Consider the following 23,803-nt stretch of genomic DNA (forward strand, 5'->3'; position numbering starts at 1 on the left):
CTTTCCTTAACTTAATGGCAGTGACAATAAGCCTATCTATCATTCTGATGTGATTTCAGTTTTGTTTACGTGCAAACTCTCTAATCCCACCTTGTAGTTAGGATAAATTAGAGAGACATTAAGATCTTTTTTAATTTTAACATTACTTACTCTCTTTGATCCTAAATAAAAACTCTGTGCATAATCTGGTAACTCAATTGGTTCTGGAGGGCTAACATTGAGAAGTTTGGTTGCATATATTACCACTTCAGATTGTGTAGTGGGTAAATCGTCTGCACAATTGTATATTTCACCAGGTTTTATGTTTTGCATGGAAGAAAATAAAATATTTGATATATCTTCAACGTGAATACGAGAAAAAAAATGCCCTTCTTTTTTCACATTTCTTGCTTTGCCAAGCTGCAAGTCAATTAACACGTTCCTACTAGGGCCGTATATTCCAGCTAAACGAAAAATATGTACAGGCAATCTGCTATTCAGCCACTTCCTTTCAGATTTAAGGCGCTTTTCTCCTCTGATTTCTATAGGTTTTGTTTCAGATTCCTCATTCACCCAATTACCAGAGTGATCACCATAGACGCTAGTTGCAGACAAATAACCAAGCCATTTTACATTTTGCAGGCAATCACCGTATCTCTCCACAACATCATCGCCATCTGGAGGAATAGAAATTAAAACGTGCGTTGCGCTTTTAAGCAGATCTTGACTAACTTTCTCATAATTAAAGAGGATTACATCTTGTATATTTTTACTTCTTGATGTGCCACTAACTTTCCAACCTAAGTTCAGTAGTTTTTTCGATAAAAATTTAGCTACATATCCATAACCAAAGCAAAACAAGTGCATGAAAATTAATTTTTAAAATTCTTCTTGATAAATTCTACTCCTAATTTTATTCCCTCTTCATTAATAATATGCCCTAATGCATGAATTGGGTGTCCTTCAACATTTACTCCATTTTCTTTCAGAGCTTTAACCGCTAAGTCGAGGGACGAAAAAGATACCACGTCGTCAGCATCACCATGGATAACACATATGTTAGGTTTTGACTTGATCTCTGGTGCAGTTTTTGAAGGTGAAAGAAATCTACCAGAGTATGCAACAACTGATGCACAGGATTGAGAGCGGGTGAGAGCTGTATGTATTGCAAGCATTGCTCCTTGAGAAAATCCAACTAAAGAAAGTTGCGTATCTTTTAAATTAAGCTCCTTTAATTTTGTATCAATGAAATGATTTACAATTGATGTAGCATTTTTTACTCCATTATATAGCGCTTCCTCACTACGATCTTCCAAGCTGAACCACTGATAACCATCACCTATTTCTCTTTCAAACGGAGCATTGGGTACTGCAAAATATGAACCCAGTAAAAACTTGCTCATAACTTTAGCAAGGTGAATGAAATTATCGCCACTTGAGCCCCAACCATGTAAAAAAATAATCAAATTTTTCTTATTTCCGCCTGCACAAATTTCTGGGCCTTTAAGTTCAATCATTTCTTTTCCTTTTGCGTTTATATTTTTATTTAACACTAATTTTCAAATTTGTAAAACCAATGTGCAATTACGTTCCCGATACTACAGATAAAGTAACTTAGGTTCATCGACGATTTGAAAAACCGTCATTCCGCTACTCGTTAGCGGCTGAGATACCGCGAATGAATCGCGGTATGACGTAGGGAAAACCTTAGCTATAAACCTCAGAAATAAGAAAACAAACTAGAAAAAATACCTCACTATAACTGCAGCCTTAAGCAACGTACCTTATTTATTTACGAAAACTGGTATAAATGCCATGCAAGTAGCTACACTACTTGCATGGCATCAATAATTGACCTCGACTTACCGTCCAACTAGAAAGTTGTATATAGAATGACAGAAATCCAGATGTTATTTATTTACTTTCGATCTTTTCTATCAATTTTTTAACTAAGCCTCTTAGCTTTTTACTGGATTCATCAAGCTCTTGAATCTGCGAGCTATGCTCTTTCATTAGTTCCTTATAGTTACCTCTTATGTAGTCAATCATTTCCTTCATCTGAGCAATCATCTTGTTAACATCCATACTGCCCAAATCAGGTATCATGCCAGGCATAGCCCCTTCTAACATACCGCCAGCCATAAGCTGCTGAGACATTTGCATAAATGGTTTTAAAGTCTGATTAAGCAATTCAGGATCCTTGGCTAATTTTTCTATTTGCTCTTTGCAAGTATCCATATACTGCTTCATAAATTCATCTTCTTGCCCTTTGTCTATCATAATTATAACCTACCTAAAAATACGTGTTCTTTATTATATATTATTTTAAAATTAAAAACAATACAAAATACCTGTCACAATTGCATTAATACTTTTTAAATAATAAAAAATGCTCCTTTGCTTATAAAGGGTCACATACCTTCTTTAACCATTCCTTATCTTTTACGCTATTTTCTAAGTTTTTATAGACAAATTGATGGTAGCCATTTATCCATTCAATTTCATCCTTAGTAAGCATTTGCACATTTATTAGTCTTCTATCATATGGAATAGAGGTCAGTTGTTTAAAGTTTAAGAAGCCATTCTCTTGCCTGTCAACATATATCAGATTTTCAATTCTTATTCCATACTCTCCCGGAATGTAATAGCCAGGTTCGTTGGAAAGTATCATCCCTGGCGTGAGTTTCACTTTATTACTTTTTGATATTGCTTGTGGTCCTTCGTGTACTGATAGGTAACTTCCTACTCCATGCCCTGTACCATGCATATAGTCCATTCCAAATTTCCATAAATGCGTACGTGCCAATATATCCAATTCTCCACCAGTAGTGCCGGGGGGAAAGATGACACTTGCTATAGCAATGTGAGCTTTCAACACTATTGTATAGTGGATTATTTGCTCATTGGTCGGATTACCAACTACTACAGTTCTTGTCACATCAGTTGTGCCACTAAGGTATTGGCCACCAGAGTCAATCAAATATAGTCCATTTTTCTGAATTACCTTATTCGTCTTACTGCTTGCACGATAGTGAATTATTGCACCATTTTCATTAAATGCGGAAATTGTTGGAAAGCTCAATTGTTTAAACAAATTCTGCTCTTTTCTGTATTCTAAAATCTTTTCTTCAGCTTCAAGTTCTGTACCAACATTATTTTCAAGCCAAGATAGAAAATTTGTAACTGCCACTCCATCTCTGATATGCGCATTTATAGCCCCAGCTATTTCAGTTTGGTTTTTTGCTGCTTTATAAATTAGACAAGGATCTTCTCTCTCAGCTACCTGTTTATCTTTTATTACAGCCATGATACTCATTGGAGTTGTGCTTGGATCCATGACTATTGAATTTAGCTTGTGCAGCGAATTTTCTAGCTCACTAATATCAAAAATATTTATATGATTGCCTAAATTTGCTTCTATAGTTGAATGTTCTTTATCTTGAATAAACAAATTAACATTACCGCTTTTATACAATATAGCACGGCCCAATATACATGGAGTATATTTAGCATTTTCATTTCTTAAATTTAATAACCATGAAATTGAATTTGGATCAGTTAAAAGCACTGCTTCAGCTTCTTTATCTATGCTTTTGGCAACTTTTTCACATTTGTCCTTACTACTTTCACCAGCATGTTCAATAGAATGTAAAACCACTGCTTGTTTTCGATAGTCACTTTTTTTTCCAGCTAAACAGGGTATTAATTTACAGATATTCTCATACTTTCTTATATCTTCTATGGTAAAATATTGCAAATAATAACCTAGTGAGGCAGTCGATGTTAAGTTTGCTTTTATCCATTCGCGTGGATCCTCTTCTTGTATATTATATACTTGAAAATTGCCCTGATCGAGCTGATTGTGAGCTTGTGTGATATAGCGTCCATCCGTAAAAAATGGGCACTTGTTGTTTTTTGTAACAATGAGCAGCCCATTTGTTCCTGTGAAGCCACACAGCTTTGTTAGCTCCTCTGAATACTCATTTAAATATTCATCTTTGGTGTGCAACATAAACGCCTCAGCATTTATTGCACGCATAAAAGAACGAAATTCTTCGATTTTTGACATAGAACACCTCACACAAAATTAGCAGCCACTTTCGTTTTCCTGTTTCTCAAATACACTAATATGCTCACTATCGCTGCAGGAGTGATGCCTTGTATTTGCTTTGCAATGCCAATCGTCGCTGGTTTTATCGTCTGCAACTTTTCTATTACTTCACTTGACAGGCCTTTAACTTGTGAATAGTTAAAATCAATTGGAATTTGAGTGTTAATTTCCTCTCGTAAAAACTTCATATCCGCTTCTTGTCTTATTAGATAAGGTTTGTATTTTGCTTCAATTTCAACCGCTTCGCATATTTCATTCTTAGTTATGCTACCCATTGCGGTGCCATCCCAGCGCGTGATGCTGCTTAACTCCGGCCATATTTCTTGTAATTTATTCCAGTCGATGTTTGGATAGCTAAGTAAATCTAGTGCCGTTTTTCTTATCCCATCATAAGATATTTTGATACCATAAGACCTAAGCTGCTCAGGAGTAATCGTCAGACTCCCTAACTTCTCTTCAAGCTGCTTAATGGATTCAAGTTTATTCTGTAAAACAGAGTATCTCTCATGCGAAACAAGGGAAATATCATAACCTTTTTGTGTTAATCTTCTATCTGCATTGTCTGACCTGATAGCTAGCCTATATTCTGCACGTGAGGTAAATAATCTATAAGGTTCGATCACCCCTTTGGTGACTAGATCATCTATCATTACGCCGATATATGAGTCTGTGCGATGAAGAACAAAGCTTTCTTTTTTTTCAGATGCAGAGAGTGCTGCATTAATTCCGGCAATAATTCCTTGCCCTGCTGCTTCTTCATATCCAGTAGTGCCATTAATTTGGCCAGCAAAATATAGGCCTTTAATTTTCTTAGTTTCAAGAGTATGGCTTAGTTCTCGTGGATCAATATAGTCATACTCAACTGCATATCCAGGTCTTAGTATTTCTGCATTTTCAAGTCCCTTGATACTCTTTATCATTTCACACTGCACTTCAATAGGCAATGAATTTGAAATTCCGTTCGGGTATATAGTATCATCATTCAGGCCTTCTGGCTCTAGAAATATTTGATGACTACTTTTTTCTGCAAATTTTTTAACTTTAACTTCAATTGATGGGCAGTATCTTGGTGCAACAACGTCATCTAAATATGAAGAAGCTGACCTGTGGAGATTTTCTCTGATTATTTTATGCGTGTTTTCATTAGTATGGGTAATAAAGCATGATACCTGAGGTTGGTTAATTTTTTCTGTTAAGTAAGAAAACGGCACAGGTGGGTTATCACCCACTTGTTCTTGCAATATTGACCAGTTTATAGTGCCACGATCGAGCCTTGGTGGAGTTCCGGTACGCAGTCTACCTAATTTGAAATTATATTTCTTCAACGTATTTGCAAGTTCTACGGCAGACTTATCTCCCATTCTCCCTGAAGGAGTTGCTTGCTCTCCTATATGAATCACACCTTGCAGGAAAGTCCCTGTAGTTAAAACGACTTTGCTTGTCAGTATATGCTCCCCTGAGCTTGTTATTACAGCTTTAATGCACAATTCTCCATTGTTATTACTCTCTATAAGAAAATCGTCAACCGACTCTTCTTTTACCGTCAAATTATTATAATTTAGAATAATTTCCTGTATTGCTTGCTTGTATAATTTTCGGTCTGCCTGTACACGCGGGCCCCATACTGCTGCACCTCTGCTGCTATTTAAAATGACTGAGTGTATACTTGCTTGATCGATTGCTCTTCCCATTATTCCATCAAGAGCGTCAACTTCCCTGACTACAACACCCTTTGCAACTCCTCCGATTGCTGGATTGCAGGACATTTCCCCTATAGTTGAAATTTTATGAGTTATAAGCAGCGTGTTTGCACCAAGGCGAGCTGCAGCAGCAGCAGCTTCGCACCCTGCATGACCACCACCTACTACTACTACATCATATTTATGCATGCCTTCTTGAGTAATTCTTACTCTACTAATATTCTAACTATTAGCGGTTAATGTCAAATTTTACAGTAATTAACTATTTCAATCATCAGTGGCCAATGTATAGCTAACTCACGTCATACCGTCACGGTATCTCTAGATCCCGCTAACAAGCAGCGGGATGACGGTTTTTCAAATTATCGGGTTTTAGTGGGGCGAGCGACCAGGATCGAACTGGCGACATTCAGTACCACAAACTGACGCTCTACCAACTGAGCTACGCCCGCCAAGATATAAAATTTCTAACATAAGAGCGCAAATAGTCAATTGATTATTTAACTCTCTTTTTGCAGAGGGTTTTAAGTTTAGCCAATAAATATTTTCATTGATACTTTTACCATTATAGTTAATCGTATTGACACTAATGAAGTAGTGGTATGTTTAAAAGTATTTTCACATTTAGTTTTTTTACGGCTATTTCAAGGATCTCAGGGTTAATAAGGGATGTATTAATTGCTACGGTTATTGGTGCGAACTCTCTTGCAGACATATTTTTTTCTTCGTTTCGCTTTGCCAATCTATTTCGAGCATTTTTTGCAGAAGGAGCGTTCACTACCTCATTCATACCGTTATATTCGACAGAATCATATGATAATAAAAAGGCATTTAATTTTGCAAGTAGTGTAATATCCATTACGTTTATTATCTTAGTAATTTTTTGCCTTATTATGCAAACTTTCTCCCCTTATATGATTCAAATTTTTGCTCCTGGATTTGACCAAAGTAAGTTTACCCTTACTGTTACTTTATCAAGAATTATGATGCCCTACATAATCTTTGTTTCAATTGCATCACTTATTGGTGGAATGCTGCAAGTAAAGCAGCATTTTGCTTCAACAGCTATTGCACCAATTGTTTTGAATCTCTGTTTAATCATCAGTTTATTTGTGCCTTACGTAAAAACTCCAGCGCACAACCTTTCTATAGCTGTGCTGATAGGAGGAGTTTTTCAATTGTTGCTGATGCTATTTAGTGCATACAAGTTAAAGGCAGCTTTTTCTTTTAGCCTTGAATTAAGCAATGAAGTAAGGTTGTTTTTTAAGCGTGTGGTACCTGCAATTATCAACAATTGTGTAACTCAAATAAGCTTATGGATTGATACAATCATGGCGAGTTTTATACCAAATGCGGTGTCCTATATATATTATGCCGATAGACTAAATCAACTACCGCAGGGAATAATCGGTACTGCAATTGGTACAGTGCTTCTTCCTTTAATTTCAAAACAGGTGGATAATACTGAAAATATAGTCAAAATACAGAACAAGGCTCTCAACATAGGATTAATGTTAATTATGCCAACAACTGCTGCCTTTATCATTATTCCCGACATAATTTTACTTACGCTTTTTTCTTACGGCCGGTTTGATCATTATGCAGTGCAGCAAACTGTTCCCACTTTAATAGCATTTTCTCTTTCTTTACCTGCATTTATTATAAATAAAGTATTGCTACCTACATTTTTTGCTAAAGGCAATCTGAAAATACCAACCATATTTTCGCTAATGTGTCTTGGAATTAATGTAGTGCTAAACCTTTTGTTAATGAACGAGTATCAGCATACGGGGATTGCTATTGCTACTTCCGTTTCCACTTGGATAAACTCTATTCTATTAATTAGTTATTTAACAATAAATAAAATGTATAAGGTTAGCCAAGCGTTATTGTTAAATGTCATGAAAATTTTTGTAGCAACGGCAGTCATGTCAATAGCCCTTTATATTTTTAATTCTTTGTTGGCAGGATTATTTTTTGATAAAATGTTGGCTCGTATTGTTTATTTAACGACTTTAATAGCTTTGAGTGTTATTGTTTATTTTGGTATTCTCTATTTAATATTTAAGGGAAACTTTAAGCATGTGTAAATTATGAGACTTTCTTTATATGCTATATTATCAATCTCACTGCTATTAATTCTCATGCATGTTGCTGCAACTTTTAAGGATTGGAGTGGCTACAGGAAATATATCATAAAAGAGTTAGAGAAGACGTATGATGCTAAAGTGCATATTGGGGGAAAAATTAAAGTTTCGTTGATTACCCCAAAGCTCACTATTTATAATGTATACGTACAATACAACGAAAATAAAGAGCAAAAGTTGTCAGATTTAATTAGTGTAAGAAAAATTGAAATAAGGCCATCGTTCCTATCGTTGTTTTTATTTTCGTTGCAACCAAAGTCAATCACATTGTTTGGCATGAAAAGCAACAAAAAAAATTTACTTAATATTATAAATACAAACGCCAGTGGTAACACAGTCGATATAGTAATAAAAGACAGCCAAGTAAGTTTCAAGAATGATTTCGCTGATATTGTTAACATAAAGGAAGTTGCTGTAAAAAAAAATAAGCAGTTTTTTGGTAAAGTAAAGGTAGGTGATAATAATTACGATTTTTCAGGAAAGGTTAATATCACAAAAAGGAATGTACACATTAGTGTTGAATCAAATTTTGTAAATTTGCTATTTACAGGTAATAGAAATCAAGAAGAACTCCAGGGTAATTTAACATTAACAATTAATAACAGTTCCGGTTCTGTGAGTGATTTAGCAAAAATCATTAATCTTAGCTTTCTCTCTTGTGTTATTCCTAGCGAAAATATCAAGATATCATCCAATATAAGTCTTAATGAAAGTGAGTTTACGGCAACTGACTTAAAAATTGATTCCAAAAGCATGCAAGCCAGCGGTACAATACAAAATGATAGAAAAGGCAATCACACTAATTTCAATATTAGCTTCAGTAAAGTTGATTTAGATTCCATACAAAATGATTCACAAAGAACAATGAATATGAAGGATCTTCTGGAATGTTTTAGAGCAGTTGTGCCAAAGAACTTGAGCTTAAATTTTAATATGGAAGCTTCTAACATTCAATATCAAAACAAAATATTGGACAATTTCCGTGCTGTACTAAAATCCACTGATGGCAAAGTAAAAGTTAATACGCTTCTTAAATTTCCTGGAATCAATAATATATCTTACTTATCAGGAGAGATCTCAAACAATAATGTCCTATCTGAATTCAACGGTGATTTATTAGTCGAAGGAAATGATTTTGAGTCATTCATTTCATGTTTTTTCCCTTCTATAAAGATGAAAGAAAACCAGAAAAATCAATTTACACTAAGTTCTAAACTGCACCTTGCACCAAGAATATTATCTATCTCAGACATTAGACTGCTAAATAATAAGGAATCCTTGCAAGGGTCAATTAGAGTAAGCCATACAAAAAAACACAATGTGGTCAATGGTGAATTTAGCATGCATAATCTTGATGCAGATAAATATGATCATTCATTATTTAGCAGTTTACCTAAAATGCAATGGCTGAAAAATTTTCAGTATGATGCAAATATAAAGGCCCGTGTTAATAACCTTACATTGAATGATACGAAAATTAAAAATTTGGATTTTTTGCTGAAAATGGAAAAAGGTAAGCTAGTTGCAGATAAAATAAAACTATCTGGAGAAGATTTCGATATTACCGGTAATGCAAAAATATTAGCAGATCAAAAATACGCCAAACCTTTATTAGATGTTAACCTTACGGGCAGTAAATTTAATGGAAATATCTTTAAATTACCGAATTTAGTAGAGACGAAAAGAAATTCAAGAAATGAGATAGATCAAATTCAATGGTCAACAAAGCAGCTTGATTTTTTGGATGATAAAGAAGGCTTTGATGCAAATGTGCAAATCAATACTGCAGAATTTAAAACCGAGCAGAATGTTTTAAAAGATTTTAATTTGGATGCGGTAATGAGAAACAACACTATCACTATCAGGCAGGCAAGTTACGTATTAGAACACGGGCAAGTGTTTTTTCAGGGTTATTTAAGATCAGACTCAATAAATACAAGGTTTTCTATTGTAAATTTGGACACTAAAAAGATTGGTAAGGTTATAGGAATTGACAATGTAAATGGTCAGGTAAGCTTAAATGGTGAAATCAAAACTCAAGGAAAAAGTTTTCATGATTGGGCTAGTAACTTATCAGGAGATGTAAACTTACAAGCGCAAGGAATAGAAGTTACTAATGTAGATTTCAATTCATTTATCACTAATTTGTTAAGCAGTAAGAATAAATCTGAAATTTCCACACTTGCTTATGTTGATATATATAACGGTAAAACATCTTTTGAAAATATTAGCGGAAAAGCAAGTATTAAGAGTGGTATATGTTCAACTAGTTTACAATTCGGGATTGATCAAGCATCAGGGTCAATCTCTTCTAATTTAACCTTATCTAACTTCGCTTTAGCTTCTATATTCAGGTTCTTTTTCATACCACCAAATTATAGTAATCCAATCTATATCGATATGCATTTGGATGGCCCTATTTGGCGTCCTAAGATGAGTTTTGATGTAGACCAAATCTTCACCGCTCTGGTTGGCAAGAAAAATAGTTGATTTACTTAGGCGTACGGTTTAGGAGACAATGAACTCATCTGAACGGGTACAAACTTAACCTAACTCATCACCACCTGGCAGTGGTGGCAAGCCAAATGCTTCTCTCTTTTCGTTGAGCGTCATGAAGCTTGCGTTTTCTACGTATTTCCACAACTTTTGTCTCTTTTCCATGAGAATCTCTATTGCATCTTTGTCGTACGACAAGCACAGATCTTCACCAAATTTTGGTGTTAGCCAAGAATTCAGGTGACAGATAATATTTTCTAGCGTTGGTAAAACCGTCTGTTCCCAAAGGGACAAGCGTGCTTCGACTAAATTGCTATAAGTGTTATCACCTGGTATGCCAAGCAACTGCGGCGGAACGCCAAAAGCCAGGGCAATATCACGAGCTGAACTGTGTTTGGACTCAATAAAATCCATATCCCTTGGTGATAAGCTCATTTCTTTCCACTCCAAGCCTCCTTCAAGCAATATCGGCCTCCCAGCATTGACAGGACCTGAATAATGATCATTTATCTGTGCTTTTAAGCGTTGGTACTGCTCTTGACTTAAACTTCCACCACTTCCATCTTTTGCTGATTTTACAACTATTGCACCACTTGGTCTTGCTCCGTTTTGCAACATCGCTTGATTCCAAGCACCAGCCTGATTATGCTGATCTATACTATATGCAGCCGCCTCAATTGGTGATAACCCATACCAATCATTCAAAGGGTTAAAGGTCTTTAGGTGCAACACTGCTGAACGTCCGGTTAGTTTATCAACTTTAAAGTCATAACTGTTGTTATTTATGGCATAACGATAGTTATAAGGAACGTTATTTCTCCCTGGAACAATTTCAACCCTATCGGGGCGCAGAAGATAAAGCTCTGTTGGTGGTTTTCTATTGTTCTGCGACTCAACCATCAATATATAAGAATTGCCGTTAACTAACCGATAAGTTACAATCCCCTCAATAAATTCCGATTTTGATGTCATTGGATTAGGAGAATAAAGTAATTTCAGTAATGGATGGGCTTTTAGTTGCGATTTTCCCTGTTCAGTAAGCTGGCAGAGAGTAAGAGGTACCGAAGATGCAGCACTTGCAATCATATTGATTGCTCGAAAGGCAATAACATTTTTTATGTAACCTTCCTCAGCAAAACTTACATAATCACGCTTACTCCAACTTGGCTCCATCATTAGTTGCAAAGCAGAATATTTAGTAAATACTGCGCTTTTTTTTCTTTGAAAGATGTTGAAATTCATATGTGCCTCCTAAAAAATTGAATTTGTGGTAGAATTATATCAATTGGTGTTACAGGAAGGATATACTAACGTACGAACATTATGTTTGAGAGCAATCTCTACACAGTAGTTAAATGGCAGGCACAATAAGGGGTAGCAAAAAGAATGAGCTTTTTTTTTGAGCTGAGCGAAGCCACCTAAGGTAGAAAATGAATCAGGAAGGAGTAAAAATATATTTAATATTTATATGATGTACTTACTTATAAATATCTTTTCTGTGTCCTATCTCTGTGATAACCACTTCATATTTTATAATATTTACGGAATAGATAACGCGATAATCACCTACCCTTAATCTTCTTTGTCCTTTAAATCTGTAATATAATGGCTCACCAAGGTTAATGGGATCAACTGTAAGGCGCTTATTTATCGCATTTATGATCCTTAATCTTATTGTTTTTGGAAGAGCTGGAAGGTCTTTCTCAAGAACGCTTTCTATGAAGATAATATTGTATTCCAGTCTACATCCTCACTTCTAATTTTCTTCACACCTGAAACATTACGTCTAGCAGCACGCTCAATTAGTATTTTATCTTCCTCATTTTCAATTGCTTCTTGTATTAGCTTCTCTGCTAGTTCTTTAATGGACTTATTTCTTATTTTAGCCAGTCCAGCAAGACACTCTGAAATTTCGTTGTTGAAAGTTATGCTAAATTTTGAGTTTGCCATATATTTTACCTAAAATCTACTAATAATTATACAACATTTTTCTGAATTTTTCAATAAAAAAAGTTGCCTATACGTAAAGAGGACCTGTGTTGACAAATAATTAAACATTTGTCATGTACTATGTTTGTTAAGGAGAAATAGCACAGAAGTTAGTATTAAGTATATTAGGAATAAGAAAGGCTGCGCCCAGTGTCACACACTGGAATAACAGGAAAAAACGAACTGCTATACTAAAAAAAAAGAAATAGAATATGACAGAATGGCTAATATCTAATCAGCTTATTGATTATAACTGTGCTGTAAAATCCATGGAAGAGAAAATTCAACAAATTCACAATAATTCAGCAGACGAATTGGTATGGCTACTCCAGCACCCTCCACTTTATACTGCAGGAATCAGTGCAACAGCTGATGATATTGTTGAAAAACTATTTCCCATATATAAAACAGGAAGGGGTGGTAAACACACATATCATGGTCCAGGACAGCGCATTATATATTTAATGTTAAACCTTAAAAAAAGAAACAAATGCGATATAAAGCTATATATTAGAGATCTAAGTAAGTGGATCATAAATGTTTTAAAGCAATTTAATATACTTGGAGAGTTTAGAGAAGATAGAATAGGTATTTGGGTAAACCATAACGGAGTAGAAAAAAAAATTGCAGCTTTTGGTATCCGTTTAAGAAAATGGGTAACTTATCATGGCATAGCGCTTAACGTCTTTCCAGACCTCTCTCATTATAAGGGTATTATTCCTTGTGGACTGCAAGATTATGGCGTCACGTCAATGGAAGAACTAGGAGTGAAAGTTCCACTCTCTGAATTGGATGATATACTAAAAAAAGAGTTTTATAAGATATTTTAATGATTGTTTACCTTTTATATTTCATTCTCACTTTATGTGCTAACACAGGTATTCATGCAATCGACCAAGTTGATATTATTGCTCCTTCTTCGAAGGGAAAAGAATCAGATCTGACTACTATAAAAGAATATGTAGAAGCTTTGGATTTTAATCCCCATATTTCGGAGAAAATATATAGTAATGATAATCCATTTTATTCCAACTCTGATGAATTCAGAGCAAATGATTTGATTAGTGCACTAACTAATGACAGTAAAATAATTTGGTGTATCAGAGGAGGAGAAGGGGCTTCTCGGTTAATTCCCTATCTAGAAAAGTTACCCAATGATAAAAAAGAAAGGATTGCTCAAAACAAAAAAATCCTCATAGGCTATAGCGATATAACTGCCTTGCACACCTATCTACAAGCTAAATATAATTGGCAAACTCTTCACGGCACCATGTTGGAAATGATAGTAAATAACTCCATTTCTGAAAGCTCTGTTAAAAAATTGAAAGAGTTAATTCTTAACAAGCAGGATTCTATCAGATTTGATAAGCTAAAGATGATAAATAATGGCATTAGACTAAAAGATGGCAGATTAAAGTCTAAAATCATCGGTGGTAATATGACTTTAGTTGAAAACAGTATAGGAACTGTTTGGCAAATAAATGCGAAAGGTAAAATTCTATTTTTAGAGGACATAAGAGTCTACCCATACGCAATAGAGCGCAGTTTAGATCACCTAAAACAAGCTCACATCTTTGATGGAGTACATGCAGTAATCTTTGGGGATTTCGTTAACTGCTATAACGATAACCTTGTTGAAGTTGTAAAAGAAAGGTTTGCAAAAAGTGTTAACTTTCCTGTATTTACAATGAAAGGGGTAGGCCATGGACATACAAATGATCCTTTACCTTTTAACACTCACGCTATTATTAGCGTTCAAGACGAAAAAGAAGGTTTGTTTTTTATGGACGTGCAGAATTTAGCTAATCTTATAGCTAACGCGAGCTCTACGTCATGCCGCCGCAGTATCTCTTAGCCGCTAACACGTACTTAACCGTCATACCGCGATTCATTCGCGGTATCTCATCCGCTAACAAGAGATCCCGCTAACAAGTAGCGGGATGACGAATTGCTTAACCGTCATTCCGCCGCAGACCGTCATACCGCCGCGGTATCTCTTAGCCGCTAACACATAGCGGAATGACGAAGTTATCGTCATGCCACCGCGAACCGTCATACCGCCACGAACTGTCATACCACCACGAACCGTCATACCGCGATTCATTCGCGGTATCTCTAGATCCCGCTAACACGTAGCGGGATGACGGTTGTTAGGGTGTCATGCAAGTAGCTGACTACTTGGATCTGGTAGGCTTAAATCACAATGCCCGTAAAGCTGCGACCCTAGAGCTACTATCTCTCACCCACTGCAAATATTGCACGGTACTATCCACTTGATCATCGTGTCGAGTTTCAGGAAACATTAAAATCTCATACTCAAAATCGTTCAGCCATACTGCTTGGTGCGGCAGAAAAACCTTGCCAGACTCTATAATCGGAACAATTTGATAAAATCGAGTGAGTTTGTCATCATGTGGTACTATTTCGATAATTGGTAAATCACTGTTTGTCTTTAGCTCTTGCACCAATTGCTGACCACTTGTTTTTGCTTCGATTAAAATTGCGTGCGGTGTCCATCTTGCAGCTAGTGACAGAACTTGCTCTTTAAGCTTTGGATACTCAAGCTTTGCGCGATATACATCGAGTAAATAGAATTTATTGCCCACTTTTGTCCAGGTGGTGCAGACGCTAAAGTTGCTCATGCTGCTTGTTGAAACTGCAGTGTCCCAGCTCTGAGTGACATATGAGAGACTATCAGAAAAATTTCTATAGCGCTTCAGCCACTCTCGTTTAATTATACCACTTGAAAGTGGCAGAGGGTTTTGTTGATATTGTGCAGCAAAAGCGTAACTTCCAAGTTCAACCTTTATCATCTCAACTTCTTCTTTTCCTCCATCGAGGGGATATAGCAACTGACCTTCTTCTCTTGAGTATAATATTACGGGTGGTGTCATTCTAGCACTTGATGCTGTAATCCAGCTTTTGTACTCATTTGTAGTTACTCGGGTGACAGGAACAAGAAAAGGAGGCGCTGGCTTTTTGATTGAATAGATAATCTCCTTATTTTCAGATATCATCGGTAAACAAGTATGGTTCCATATGTTTTTCGGTTTGGAGAGAAGGTGTCCGGTCAAATCTTCCTGATGTAGCCTATGCATCACAAGAACAATTACTCCTTTTTTTCTGTCGTTGAGCCTGGTTACTAGAGTCTGGTCAAACCAATTTGTAGCACGCTTTCTAAACGTTTCACTCAAAGCTTGGGCGGGACTCAGTGGATCATCCACGATGATGAAATCACCACCTTCACCTGTTAACGTCCCTCCAACGGACGTTGCAATTCTGTATCCTCTCTGCACTGTTTGAAATTTGTATTTGGTATTCTGATCTTTGGATAGTTCTACCTCTGGAAACAGCTCTCTATACCAACTAGACTGCATTATGCATCTTGTATCGAGCGAGTGCTTTTCGCTAAGCAGCCGAGAGTAGCTTGCAACTATTATTCTTGCAGTTGGCTGATTTCCCAGTATCCATGCGGGCCACGCAACACTAGCGCACAGGGACTTCATTGAACGCGGAGGCATATTGAATATTATTCGCCTCATTTTGCCAACATTTGCCGCTTCAAGTCTGTCTGCTATGACTTTTATATACTGATAATCATTATACTCACACCCCGGCACCACCGTTTGAAAGCACAGTTCAATGAATTTTAGAAAGTTCATGATATAATGTTGAAACCAACGCGTGACGCTGGGATGACAAAAAAAGGAGCACTGAAGGCTATAGGTGAGACGTCGCGGTATCTCTAGATCCCGCTAACAAGCAGCGGGATGACGAATTACTTAACCATCATCTACACCGTCATACCGCGATTCATTCGCGGTATCTCTTAACATAGATCCCCTACTATACCTTAACATAGATCCCGCTAACAAGCAGCAGGATGACGAATTACTATGCCGCCGCGAACCGTCATACTGCTGCGGTATCTCAGCCGCTAATAAGTAGCGGGATGACGGTTGTTGTTTAGCTATAAATATTAAGAAATTTACCAAATAAAAAAAAGGCAAAAGAAACCCTAGGGTAGCTAGTTATTCACTATCCATTTTTTAAATCGGCGTTTTTTGATGTTTTAAATGCTTTATAAGCGCATTTCAGCTTATATTAGGTAAAAACCTAGAATTTTATAAAGACATAAGATGCACATAGTGCAAAAAATTAAACATGGGACGCCAGATACGTGAGTTTTTTTGTCATTTAATCTGTACAGAGAAGATAAATAAATAGCTTCAGTTTCATGATAAGGGGACTGGCAAGGCTTGTCAAGCAAGTTTTTTGCAATATCAGGGGATAATTTCGACCATAAATCCCTATCAATAAATTTTAACAAAAATACTTCAGTGCATTTTCAAATATAAGCATTCCATCACCATATTTTGGCATAGCCACTCCTAAACGTTTACATTTTTCTTTTTCAAGAGGCCAATTATCTTGCTGAGTAAAAAATATTCCCCTTTCTGGATGGGGCATTAAAGCCAATACTCTCCCACTTTTATCTGATAAAGCTGCCAGATCGTATGTAGATCCGTTTGGATTGTGAGGAAATTGTAGGTTAGCGTAGTTGCCATTTTCATCAATGTAACGTAATGCGGCGGAATTGCTCTCAATCAATTGGTTCAAAGTATCTTGATCCATAAAAAATTTGCCTTCCCCATGAGCAATAGGGAGATATAGTTCACTCAGGCCCCGTAGCCAAACAGAATTACTCTTTGAATTAACTCTCACTCTAATCCAACGGCATTGATAATTGCCTATATCATTATGGATTAAAGCTAGATTAGAGAACTCTGGAATTAATTTTACTAATATCTGACAACCATTACATATTCCTATAATCAGCTTGTCCTGAGATAAAAACTCTTGAAACTCATCCAACAAGTTGTTTTTAATGCGTAAAGCAAATGCATTACCAGCACCAGTGTCATCACCATAGGAAAAACCCCCTGGAATTGCAAGTATATTGCTTAATTTCAGTTCACCTGGATTATCTATGATATCGTTAATGTGAACGATTTTTACTTCAATATTACCAATACCAAGTTTTCTGCTGCATTCCATAAATGCAAATGCAGTTTCTTTTTCGCAATTTAAGCCATAACCAGATAGGACTGTGATTTTCATGAATTGCTAAAAATTAAAAAATTCGAATTTCCTTTTTACAAAATTTGCTACTAAATTTAACGCAAATAACACCAATAATAAAGCTATAATTGCGATAGCAGCAAGTTCAACAAATGCAATTTCAGGATTGCTTGACCATATGTATATTTGCACAGGTAGAACAGTTGCCGGATCGAAAAAGGACGTAGGTGTATCAGCAATAAATGCCACCATACCCATCATAAGTAAAGGAGAAGATTCACCTAAAATCCTTGCAATTGCAAGCACAGTACCATGTATTATTCTTGGTAACGCAATCGGTAAAGAGTGATCTAATATCACCTTGATGTGAGGTGCACCGAGCGCAAACGCTGCATCTTTTATCGTAATAGGAACATTCGCAAAGGCATTTTTTGTTGCAATTATAATATTAGGTAACATCATAAATGAAAGAGTCATTCCACCAACAAGTGGTGAAGAGCGTGGTAGCCCAAATATGCCAAGATAGAGAGTTAAGCCCACTACACCAAATATTATTGAAGGCACTGCAGCAAGATTATTTATGCTAATTTCTACAATATTAGTCATTAGCCTATTTTTAGGCATAAATTCGTAAAGACAGATGCCCGACATAATTCCTATTGGTAATGCTAATGCTAGGCACACTATAATTGTCATTAATGAACCGATAAACGCTCCTAAAATCCCTGCATTCTCAGGTTCACGAGAGTCAGATTTAAGGAATAAAGACTTATTAAAAAATTTTTTCACTCTCCTCTTTTCTTTTAGCCAATCAAGTAATTTAGCATAACGATCATTCAAATATTTATCTTTATTTATTGAATTAATTATACTTGACGCGGTAAACCAGATCTCATATTCACCACTATCTTTTACTTTCTTACGAAAAAATTTCTCTAGTTCTTTGTAAGAATTACGACTTAAAATTTCGTCACCGTCTTTAAAATCAGTTCCTCCAAACACCTTACGTAAAGAATCGTTGAGTAAGCCAATGGACTTATACCGCAAATCACTAGGATTACTCGCCAAAGTAAGATCAGCATTTATTTCAACTGGCAATAAAATTTTCGTTACTGTTAAGGCACTGTAAGAGTTAACTAATATACTCAACAATATACACACAGGACAGCCAAGTGAGATAACTAGTGCCGTGAAAGAACAAAAGCGTAGCGCTCTGTTCTTTTTATTTTTCCTTTTTATACGAGCATGTACACGCCTTGACTGAAGTAATTTAAGGAATTTTTTCTTTATACTCATTTATTTTTCCTGGATCCCATCGTCAAGCCCACAGCTGTACAAACGTCCAGTTTAATAACCGTTGATGTCATTCCCTATTGTATCTACTTAGATTTCTTTTTAACATAAGTAGTACGTTCTTTGATCCTTGCAGCTTTTCCAAATAGTTTGCACAGATAATACAGTTTTGCTCTACGAACCTTTCCTTTTCTTGTCACTTGCACTGAAACCAGTGCAGGAGAATAAACAAAAAACTGAGACACTATACTTTCTCCATGGCTAACTTTTCTGACTGCAAAAGAAGAATGTAACCCGCGGTTCCTTTTTGATATACATACACCTTCAAATATCTGTATACGTTCACTTGTACCGTCAACTACTTTAAAAGTGACCTTCAAATCATCGCCAGGACGAAATTCTGGTATTTCTTTAGCTAACACTTGCATTTGCTGTTCGTTAAATTTTTTAAGTAAATTTGTCATTTATCTCTCCACTCAATAATTCAGGCCTACGCTTTTTTGTTATAACATGAGACTGCTTCTGCCTCCAATCACTTATTTTTTTGTGATTGCCAGATAACAAAACCTCAGGTACTTTATATCCCTTCCACTGCTCAGGTCTAGTATATTGAGGATATTCAAGTACACCACCACCATAATTAAAACTTTCTTCAGTAATACTATCGGTATTATTTACTACACCTGGAAGAAGTCTAATGCATGCATCAAGAACCACCATTGCAGCTGGCTCACCTCCTGAAAGTATATAATCTCCAATACTTAACTCATAAGGAGTATACGCATCAATTATCCTTTGGTCAATACCTTCAAATCGACCACACAATATTGTTATATGAGGAAACTCTAATAATTCTCTGGCAATATTCTGATTAAACTTAGTTCCAGATGGAGTCATGTAAATAAACTTAGTGTTTTTATGAACAGAGAGCATACTATCTACTGCATCACCAACTACATCAGAACGCATAACCATTCCTGCTCCACCTCCATATGGAACATCATCCACAGTTGAATGTTTATCTTTCGCAAAAGAACGAATATTTATTACTTCAAGGTTCCATATTTTTTTTTCTAACGCTTTTCCGGCAAGAGAATAGTTCAAAAACCCCGGGAACATTTCTGGAAATATGGTTAATATTGTAACATTGAATGCCATTAAGGTTTATTTTAAGTTATTTGGGGCTATACTCTAAGAACAGTAAATTGATATAATATATAGTTAAATTAAACATGTCACTGAATAAAACGATATACGAAGGTAAAGCGAAAGCCATTATTGAAACTGAAGATTCATCAACTGTCATACAGCACTTTAAAGATGATGTCACAGCATTCAATAAGGAAAAATATGAAATTATTGAGGGCAAAGGAATAATTAATAATCATGTTAGTGCTTTTATCATGGAAAAGCTCGAAGAAGCAGGAATTAGCACGCATTTTATAAAAACTCTGAATGAAAGAGAACAGCTAGTCAAAAAGCTCAAGATAATACCTCTTGAGGTGGTAGTTAGAAATGTTGCAGCTGGCAGCTTTTGCAAACGTTTTAATATCAAAGAAGGTGAGAGGCTTGCATCTCCTATAATCGAGTTTTTTTACAAAAATGATGACCTAGCCGACCCAATGGTAAATGAAAATCACATACTGTATTTTGATTGGCTATCTAGCAAAGAAATGGATGAAGTAAAAACTACAACTTTAAAGATCAATGAAATCCTAACTGATTTATTCTCAAATGCAGGCATAGATCTAGTTGACCTTAAATTGGAATTTGGCAGATTGATAAATGACAGTACTAAAATCATTTTAGCCGATGAAATCAGCCCTGATAACTGCAGGTTATGGGATAAAAATACTTATAAAAAGCTAGATAAAGACGTCTTTCGTTTGAATTTAGGAGATTTAAAGGAAGCATACCTAGAAGTTGCAAAAAGACTGTCAGTAAAGTTAGGTTAACTAAATACTACTCTATCAAGTGGAGGGTTACATGCCTCATCAAGTTTTCCAATAATTTCAATTTTTTCTCCACGTTTTTGGAAATGATTTTTCACGTTTTGCATATTCTCAGAACTTACGATCAATACCATACCAATACCACAATTAAATGTTTTTAGCATTTCTTTCTTCTCTATTTTACCCTCCTTTGTTAGCCATAAAAATATATCTGGCCATTTCCAGGAATTAATGTCTATGTTTGCAAATAAGTTTTTTGGAAGAATTCGCGGAATATTGTCTACCAAACCACCACCCGTGATGTGCGCAATACCTTTTACTTGTGACATGATAGGCAGCAAAGAATCAACATATATTTTTGTTGGTTCAAGTAGTATTTCACTCCAAGATTTATTATTCCATAGAGATGTATCGTTATAATTTATACCTAAGCTTTTGAAAACATGGCGCACTAAAGAAAACCCATTTGAGTGAATTCCACTTGACTCTAAGCCAACTATATAATCACCTGCTTTCATCATACTACAGTTTGGAAGAATTTGCTTTCGATCAACTACACCAACCACAAACCCTGCAAGGTCATAGTGATTATTACCATACATTCCAGGCATTTCTGCAGTTTCCCCACCAACCAATGCTATTTTAGCTTGCTTGCACCCCTCTGCAATGCCCTTAACCACAGATAATAAAACATCTTTGGTCAAAACGCCTGTTGCAAAGTAATCAAGGAAAAACAAAGGCGTTGCTCCTTGTGCAAGTAAGTCATTTACACACATTGCAACTAAATCTATACCTATAGTATCATGTTTATTCACTTCTTGAGCTATCAACAGTTTCGTACCTACTCCATCAGTTGAGGAAACGAGTACTGGATGGTCATACTTCTTACTTAGTGCAGCAAAATCAAATAACGCAGAAAATGAACCTATTTCGCTGATTACTTCTTCTCTAGTAGTTTCTTGAGCAATAGGCTTGACTTCTTTTATTAACTTATTATATAGTTCAATATCTATTCCTGATCTGGTATAAGTATTCATAATCCTTTTATAAATTTTAAAATTGTTAATACTATATTAATGCCTTGATATAAAAAGTGCAACGAAACTTTCTCTTAATTGACTATTATATACTTACCAATATAGGGTAACTTAAATCATTTATAATTATCCAATGAACGAAAATACCAAAAACATACTGTTAATAACGGAACTGCTATCAGGACGGCTGCTTCATGACTTTGCTAACTCTATGAATGGAATAACGTTTGGCGTAGAAGAGCTTGAAGTAATAGATAAGAATGATGCTGATGCGCAGAAGGAAGCGTTGTTGTTTCTTAAAGAAAGCTCCGATGATTTAATATATAAACATAAAGTTATGAAGCAGGCATATTCTTCTTCAATGGATAATTATAGCTTTGATAAGACCAAATCTAATATCGAAAATTATTTATTAAAAAAAAAGTAAAGCTTACGTGGAAAATAGACGCATACTCTGCAAAAAATAAGGAAGATTTAATTGAAAAGATAAATAAGATAATTTCTAATATGGTGCTAACTATAGCCAGTGCAGTGGCGGAAGTTGAACTAGTATCTGTTTTACTGAGTCAAACAGAAGATAAAATGCTATTAACTATAAAAATTCTAAATGAACACAAACCAATAAGCAAATCATTAGTAGACAAATTAATCAAAAAAAATGACACTAATTTAAATACAAAAGATATTAATATCTATATGACCTCTTTATTATTAGAGTACTATAACACTGAAATGCATTATACTTGCGAAAATAATTTGCTGGAAATAGGTTTAACTATAACTTGAGTTGCATATTTGGTTATTACAACTTTTTCTTCGTGTCAAGGCATTCCCCGACAAGGGGTACCAAATCTAATTTTTGTAATCACTTAAGTCTAGTACTATTTTATTAATGTAGCGCTCATTTGCATCTTTGATGATAAACTTCATACCATTTTTATATTTAATGACTTCATCTACAGAAGGCACTTTACCAGCAATCGAAAGAATCAAACCACCAAGTGTAACATAGTCTTCTTCAGGGTCACGTAATTCTATTTTTAGATCCTCTTCTATATCTTTTATAAGAGCCCTTGCTGATACTTCAAACTTATTTTGAGACAATTCAGTAATGGTATATTCTGAATTTATTTCGTTTTCACTATCAATGTTTGGTATTAGTTCCTCTATAAGATCAGTCATTGAAATTAAACCATCAGTTCCACCATATTCATCCAATACGATAGCTAAGCATGATTTAGAAGAGTTCATCCTAACAAAAAGATTAGTTGTCTTCATCGAGGGTGGAACAAATATTACGCTTTGTATAATATGTTTCAGATTAAAATTTTTATCCCTATTAAAAATAACATCTTTTACATAAAAAAAGCCTATTACGTTATCAAAGTTATTTTTATAAATTGGTATTTTAGTGTGGCAAGTGTTTTTTATCTTCTTTATTATTTCACGTTCGCTTGACTCAATGTCTACTGCGCATATCTCTGTACGTGGAGTCATTATATCCATTATACCACAATCGCGGAATTTTAATAGACCATTAAATATATTAAGGTCTGGCAGATCTTTCATTAATGCCTCAGTCGCACACTTTTTCAACACAGAAGCTTTTTTGAAAAGGAAGAGAAAAATTCTATATGCTATTTTTTCTACTAAGGTTCTTTTTTTACTCAATTTATTCCCTGTAATGGCAAAAACGTTTTCAGATTAGATTTATCAAGAAAACTGTTATTAAATGTTTAATAAGCATGTGAATAATGTCAAATTAATTTGTGAATTATTTGTTGATATAAAATACCAACAATTGATCAACAACTTTTTCAACAACATATACATAGTTGTGTAACAATGCATGATGGTAAAGTATTTTCCATAAAAGAAAATTACTAACACTCTAAACACCTTACTTATACACATAAATCATAACAGAAAATCAATAATATACGAAAGTTACTCACATATTTATCCACAAGTTGAACAACGCCAATTTTTACTGAATTTTAAGTTAGTAACAAGTTAT

22 protein-coding genes and 1 tRNA gene are annotated in these 23,803 nt (G+C 35.2%); 7 read left to right on the plus strand and 16 right to left on the minus strand.

Annotation, left to right across the window (positions count from 1 at the left end; all coding sequences use genetic code 11):
• Positions 1-39: 39 nt before the first annotated feature.
• From ABWU32_RS07805 to ABWU32_RS07830, 6 genes are all read right to left on the minus strand, one after another.
• Positions 40-846, minus strand: a complete 807-nt coding sequence (locus tag ABWU32_RS07805; RefSeq protein WP_015589324.1) for an SDR family oxidoreductase — start codon at positions 844-846, stop codon at positions 40-42.
• 5 nt (positions 847-851) lie between these two features.
• Positions 852-1,496, minus strand: coding sequence for an alpha/beta hydrolase (locus tag ABWU32_RS07810; protein WP_353278658.1), 645 nt, complete (start codon positions 1,494-1,496; stop codon positions 852-854).
• Between the two features lie 397 nt (positions 1,497-1,893).
• On the minus strand, positions 1,894-2,259 hold the full coding sequence (locus ABWU32_RS07815) for a hypothetical protein (RefSeq protein WP_064125381.1): 366 nt from the start codon (positions 2,257-2,259) through the stop codon (positions 1,894-1,896).
• A 121-nt stretch (positions 2,260-2,380) separates the two neighbouring features.
• Positions 2,381-4,048, minus strand: a complete 1,668-nt coding sequence (locus ABWU32_RS07820; protein ID WP_015589327.1) for an aminopeptidase P family protein — start codon at positions 4,046-4,048, stop codon at positions 2,381-2,383.
• An 8-nt stretch (positions 4,049-4,056) separates the two neighbouring features.
• On the minus strand, positions 4,057-5,979 hold the full coding sequence (gene mnmG / locus ABWU32_RS07825) for a tRNA uridine-5-carboxymethylaminomethyl(34) synthesis enzyme MnmG (RefSeq protein ID WP_141456648.1): 1,923 nt from the start codon (positions 5,977-5,979) through the stop codon (positions 4,057-4,059).
• Between the two features lie 187 nt (positions 5,980-6,166).
• A tRNA-His gene (locus ABWU32_RS07830) sits at positions 6,167-6,242 on the minus strand.
• A 150-nt stretch (positions 6,243-6,392) separates the two neighbouring features.
• Here ABWU32_RS07830 and murJ point away from each other — a divergent pair.
• Positions 6,393-7,880 (plus strand): murein biosynthesis integral membrane protein MurJ, encoded by a 1,488-nt coding sequence (murJ, locus tag ABWU32_RS07835; protein ID WP_015589329.1) that lies wholly within the window; start codon positions 6,393-6,395, stop codon positions 7,878-7,880.
• Between the two features lie 3 nt (positions 7,881-7,883).
• Positions 7,884-10,427, plus strand: coding sequence for an AsmA-like C-terminal region-containing protein (locus ABWU32_RS07840; protein WP_353278660.1), 2,544 nt, complete (start codon positions 7,884-7,886; stop codon positions 10,425-10,427).
• 54 nt (positions 10,428-10,481) lie between these two features.
• Here the strand turns inward: ABWU32_RS07840 and ABWU32_RS07845 are convergent, their stop codons facing one another.
• The 3 genes from ABWU32_RS07845 to ABWU32_RS07855 form a co-directional block, all read right to left on the minus strand.
• Entirely contained in the window at positions 10,482-11,675 is a 1,194-nt protein-coding gene (locus tag ABWU32_RS07845; protein ID WP_015589331.1) for a phage portal protein, read from the minus strand.
• Positions 11,676-11,910: 235 nt separating this feature from the next.
• Complete coding sequence (locus tag ABWU32_RS07850; RefSeq protein ID WP_080717643.1) at positions 11,911-12,174, minus strand: type II toxin-antitoxin system RelE family toxin; 264 nt, start codon at positions 12,172-12,174, stop codon at positions 11,911-11,913.
• Positions 12,150-12,383 (minus strand): DUF6290 family protein, encoded by a 234-nt coding sequence (locus ABWU32_RS07855; RefSeq protein WP_012673333.1) that lies wholly within the window; start codon positions 12,381-12,383, stop codon positions 12,150-12,152. The genes ABWU32_RS07850 and ABWU32_RS07855 overlap by 25 nt, the downstream gene beginning before the upstream one ends.
• Before the next feature lie 251 nt (positions 12,384-12,634).
• Between ABWU32_RS07855 and lipB the strand changes: the two genes are divergently transcribed.
• Together lipB and ABWU32_RS07865 are read left to right on the plus strand one after the other, a co-directional pair.
• Positions 12,635-13,252: a lipoyl(octanoyl) transferase LipB gene (gene lipB, locus ABWU32_RS07860; protein WP_141456645.1), complete on the plus strand. Its 618-nt coding sequence runs from the start codon at positions 12,635-12,637 to the stop codon at positions 13,250-13,252.
• Positions 13,252-14,277, plus strand: coding sequence for an LD-carboxypeptidase (locus tag ABWU32_RS07865; protein WP_015589333.1), 1,026 nt, complete (start codon positions 13,252-13,254; stop codon positions 14,275-14,277). The genes lipB and ABWU32_RS07865 overlap by 1 nt, the downstream gene beginning before the upstream one ends.
• A gap of 343 nt (positions 14,278-14,620) precedes the next feature.
• Here ABWU32_RS07865 and terL read toward each other — a convergent pair whose 3' ends face one another.
• From terL to trmD, 5 genes are all read right to left on the minus strand, one after another.
• Positions 14,621-16,084 (minus strand): phage terminase large subunit, encoded by a 1,464-nt coding sequence (gene terL, locus ABWU32_RS07870; protein ID WP_265027894.1) that lies wholly within the window; start codon positions 16,082-16,084, stop codon positions 14,621-14,623.
• 661 nt (positions 16,085-16,745) lie between these two features.
• Positions 16,746-17,543 (minus strand): phosphoribosylformylglycinamidine synthase subunit PurQ, encoded by a 798-nt coding sequence (locus tag ABWU32_RS07875; protein WP_141456644.1) that lies wholly within the window; start codon positions 17,541-17,543, stop codon positions 16,746-16,748.
• A 6-nt stretch (positions 17,544-17,549) separates the two neighbouring features.
• Entirely contained in the window at positions 17,550-18,800 is a 1,251-nt protein-coding gene (gene pstA, locus ABWU32_RS07880) for a phosphate ABC transporter permease PstA (RefSeq protein WP_015589336.1), read from the minus strand.
• A gap of 83 nt (positions 18,801-18,883) precedes the next feature.
• Complete coding sequence (gene rplS / locus ABWU32_RS07885; protein ID WP_006279489.1) at positions 18,884-19,261, minus strand: 50S ribosomal protein L19; 378 nt, start codon at positions 19,259-19,261, stop codon at positions 18,884-18,886.
• Entirely contained in the window at positions 19,245-19,955 is a 711-nt protein-coding gene (gene trmD / locus ABWU32_RS07890) for a tRNA (guanosine(37)-N1)-methyltransferase TrmD (RefSeq protein WP_007549279.1), read from the minus strand. The genes rplS and trmD overlap by 17 nt, the downstream gene beginning before the upstream one ends.
• 74 nt (positions 19,956-20,029) lie before the next feature.
• Between trmD and purC the strand changes: the two genes are divergently transcribed.
• A complete protein-coding gene (purC, locus tag ABWU32_RS07895) occupies positions 20,030-20,752 on the plus strand; it encodes a phosphoribosylaminoimidazolesuccinocarboxamide synthase (RefSeq protein WP_015589337.1) in 723 nt (240 codons plus the stop codon).
• Here the strand turns inward: purC and purM are convergent.
• The gene (gene purM, locus ABWU32_RS07900; protein ID WP_007549277.1) at positions 20,749-21,786 is read right to left on the minus strand and encodes a phosphoribosylformylglycinamidine cyclo-ligase; all 1,038 of its coding nucleotides are present in this window, start codon (positions 21,784-21,786) and stop codon (positions 20,749-20,751) included. The two genes, purC and purM, sit on opposite strands and share 4 nt — an antisense overlap.
• A gap of 133 nt (positions 21,787-21,919) precedes the next feature.
• On the opposite strand from purM, the gene ABWU32_RS07905 reads away from it, so the two are divergent.
• Positions 21,920-22,213: a hypothetical protein gene (locus ABWU32_RS07905; protein ID WP_006280049.1), complete on the plus strand. Its 294-nt coding sequence runs from the start codon at positions 21,920-21,922 to the stop codon at positions 22,211-22,213.
• 14 nt (positions 22,214-22,227) lie between these two features.
• The gene (locus ABWU32_RS07910) at positions 22,228-22,572 is read left to right on the plus strand and encodes a hypothetical protein (RefSeq protein ID WP_233395610.1); all 345 of its coding nucleotides are present in this window, start codon (positions 22,228-22,230) and stop codon (positions 22,570-22,572) included.
• A gap of 66 nt (positions 22,573-22,638) precedes the next feature.
• On the opposite strand, the gene ABWU32_RS07915 is transcribed toward ABWU32_RS07910, so the two are convergent.
• Entirely contained in the window at positions 22,639-23,457 is an 819-nt protein-coding gene (locus ABWU32_RS07915) for a transporter associated domain-containing protein (RefSeq protein WP_007549273.1), read from the minus strand.
• Positions 23,458-23,803: the final 346 nt, after the last annotated feature.

The sequence above is a fragment of the Wolbachia endosymbiont (group A) of Udea olivalis genome, assembly GCF_964028365.1.
Lineage (GTDB): Bacteria > Pseudomonadota > Alphaproteobacteria > Rickettsiales > Anaplasmataceae > Wolbachia > Wolbachia pipientis.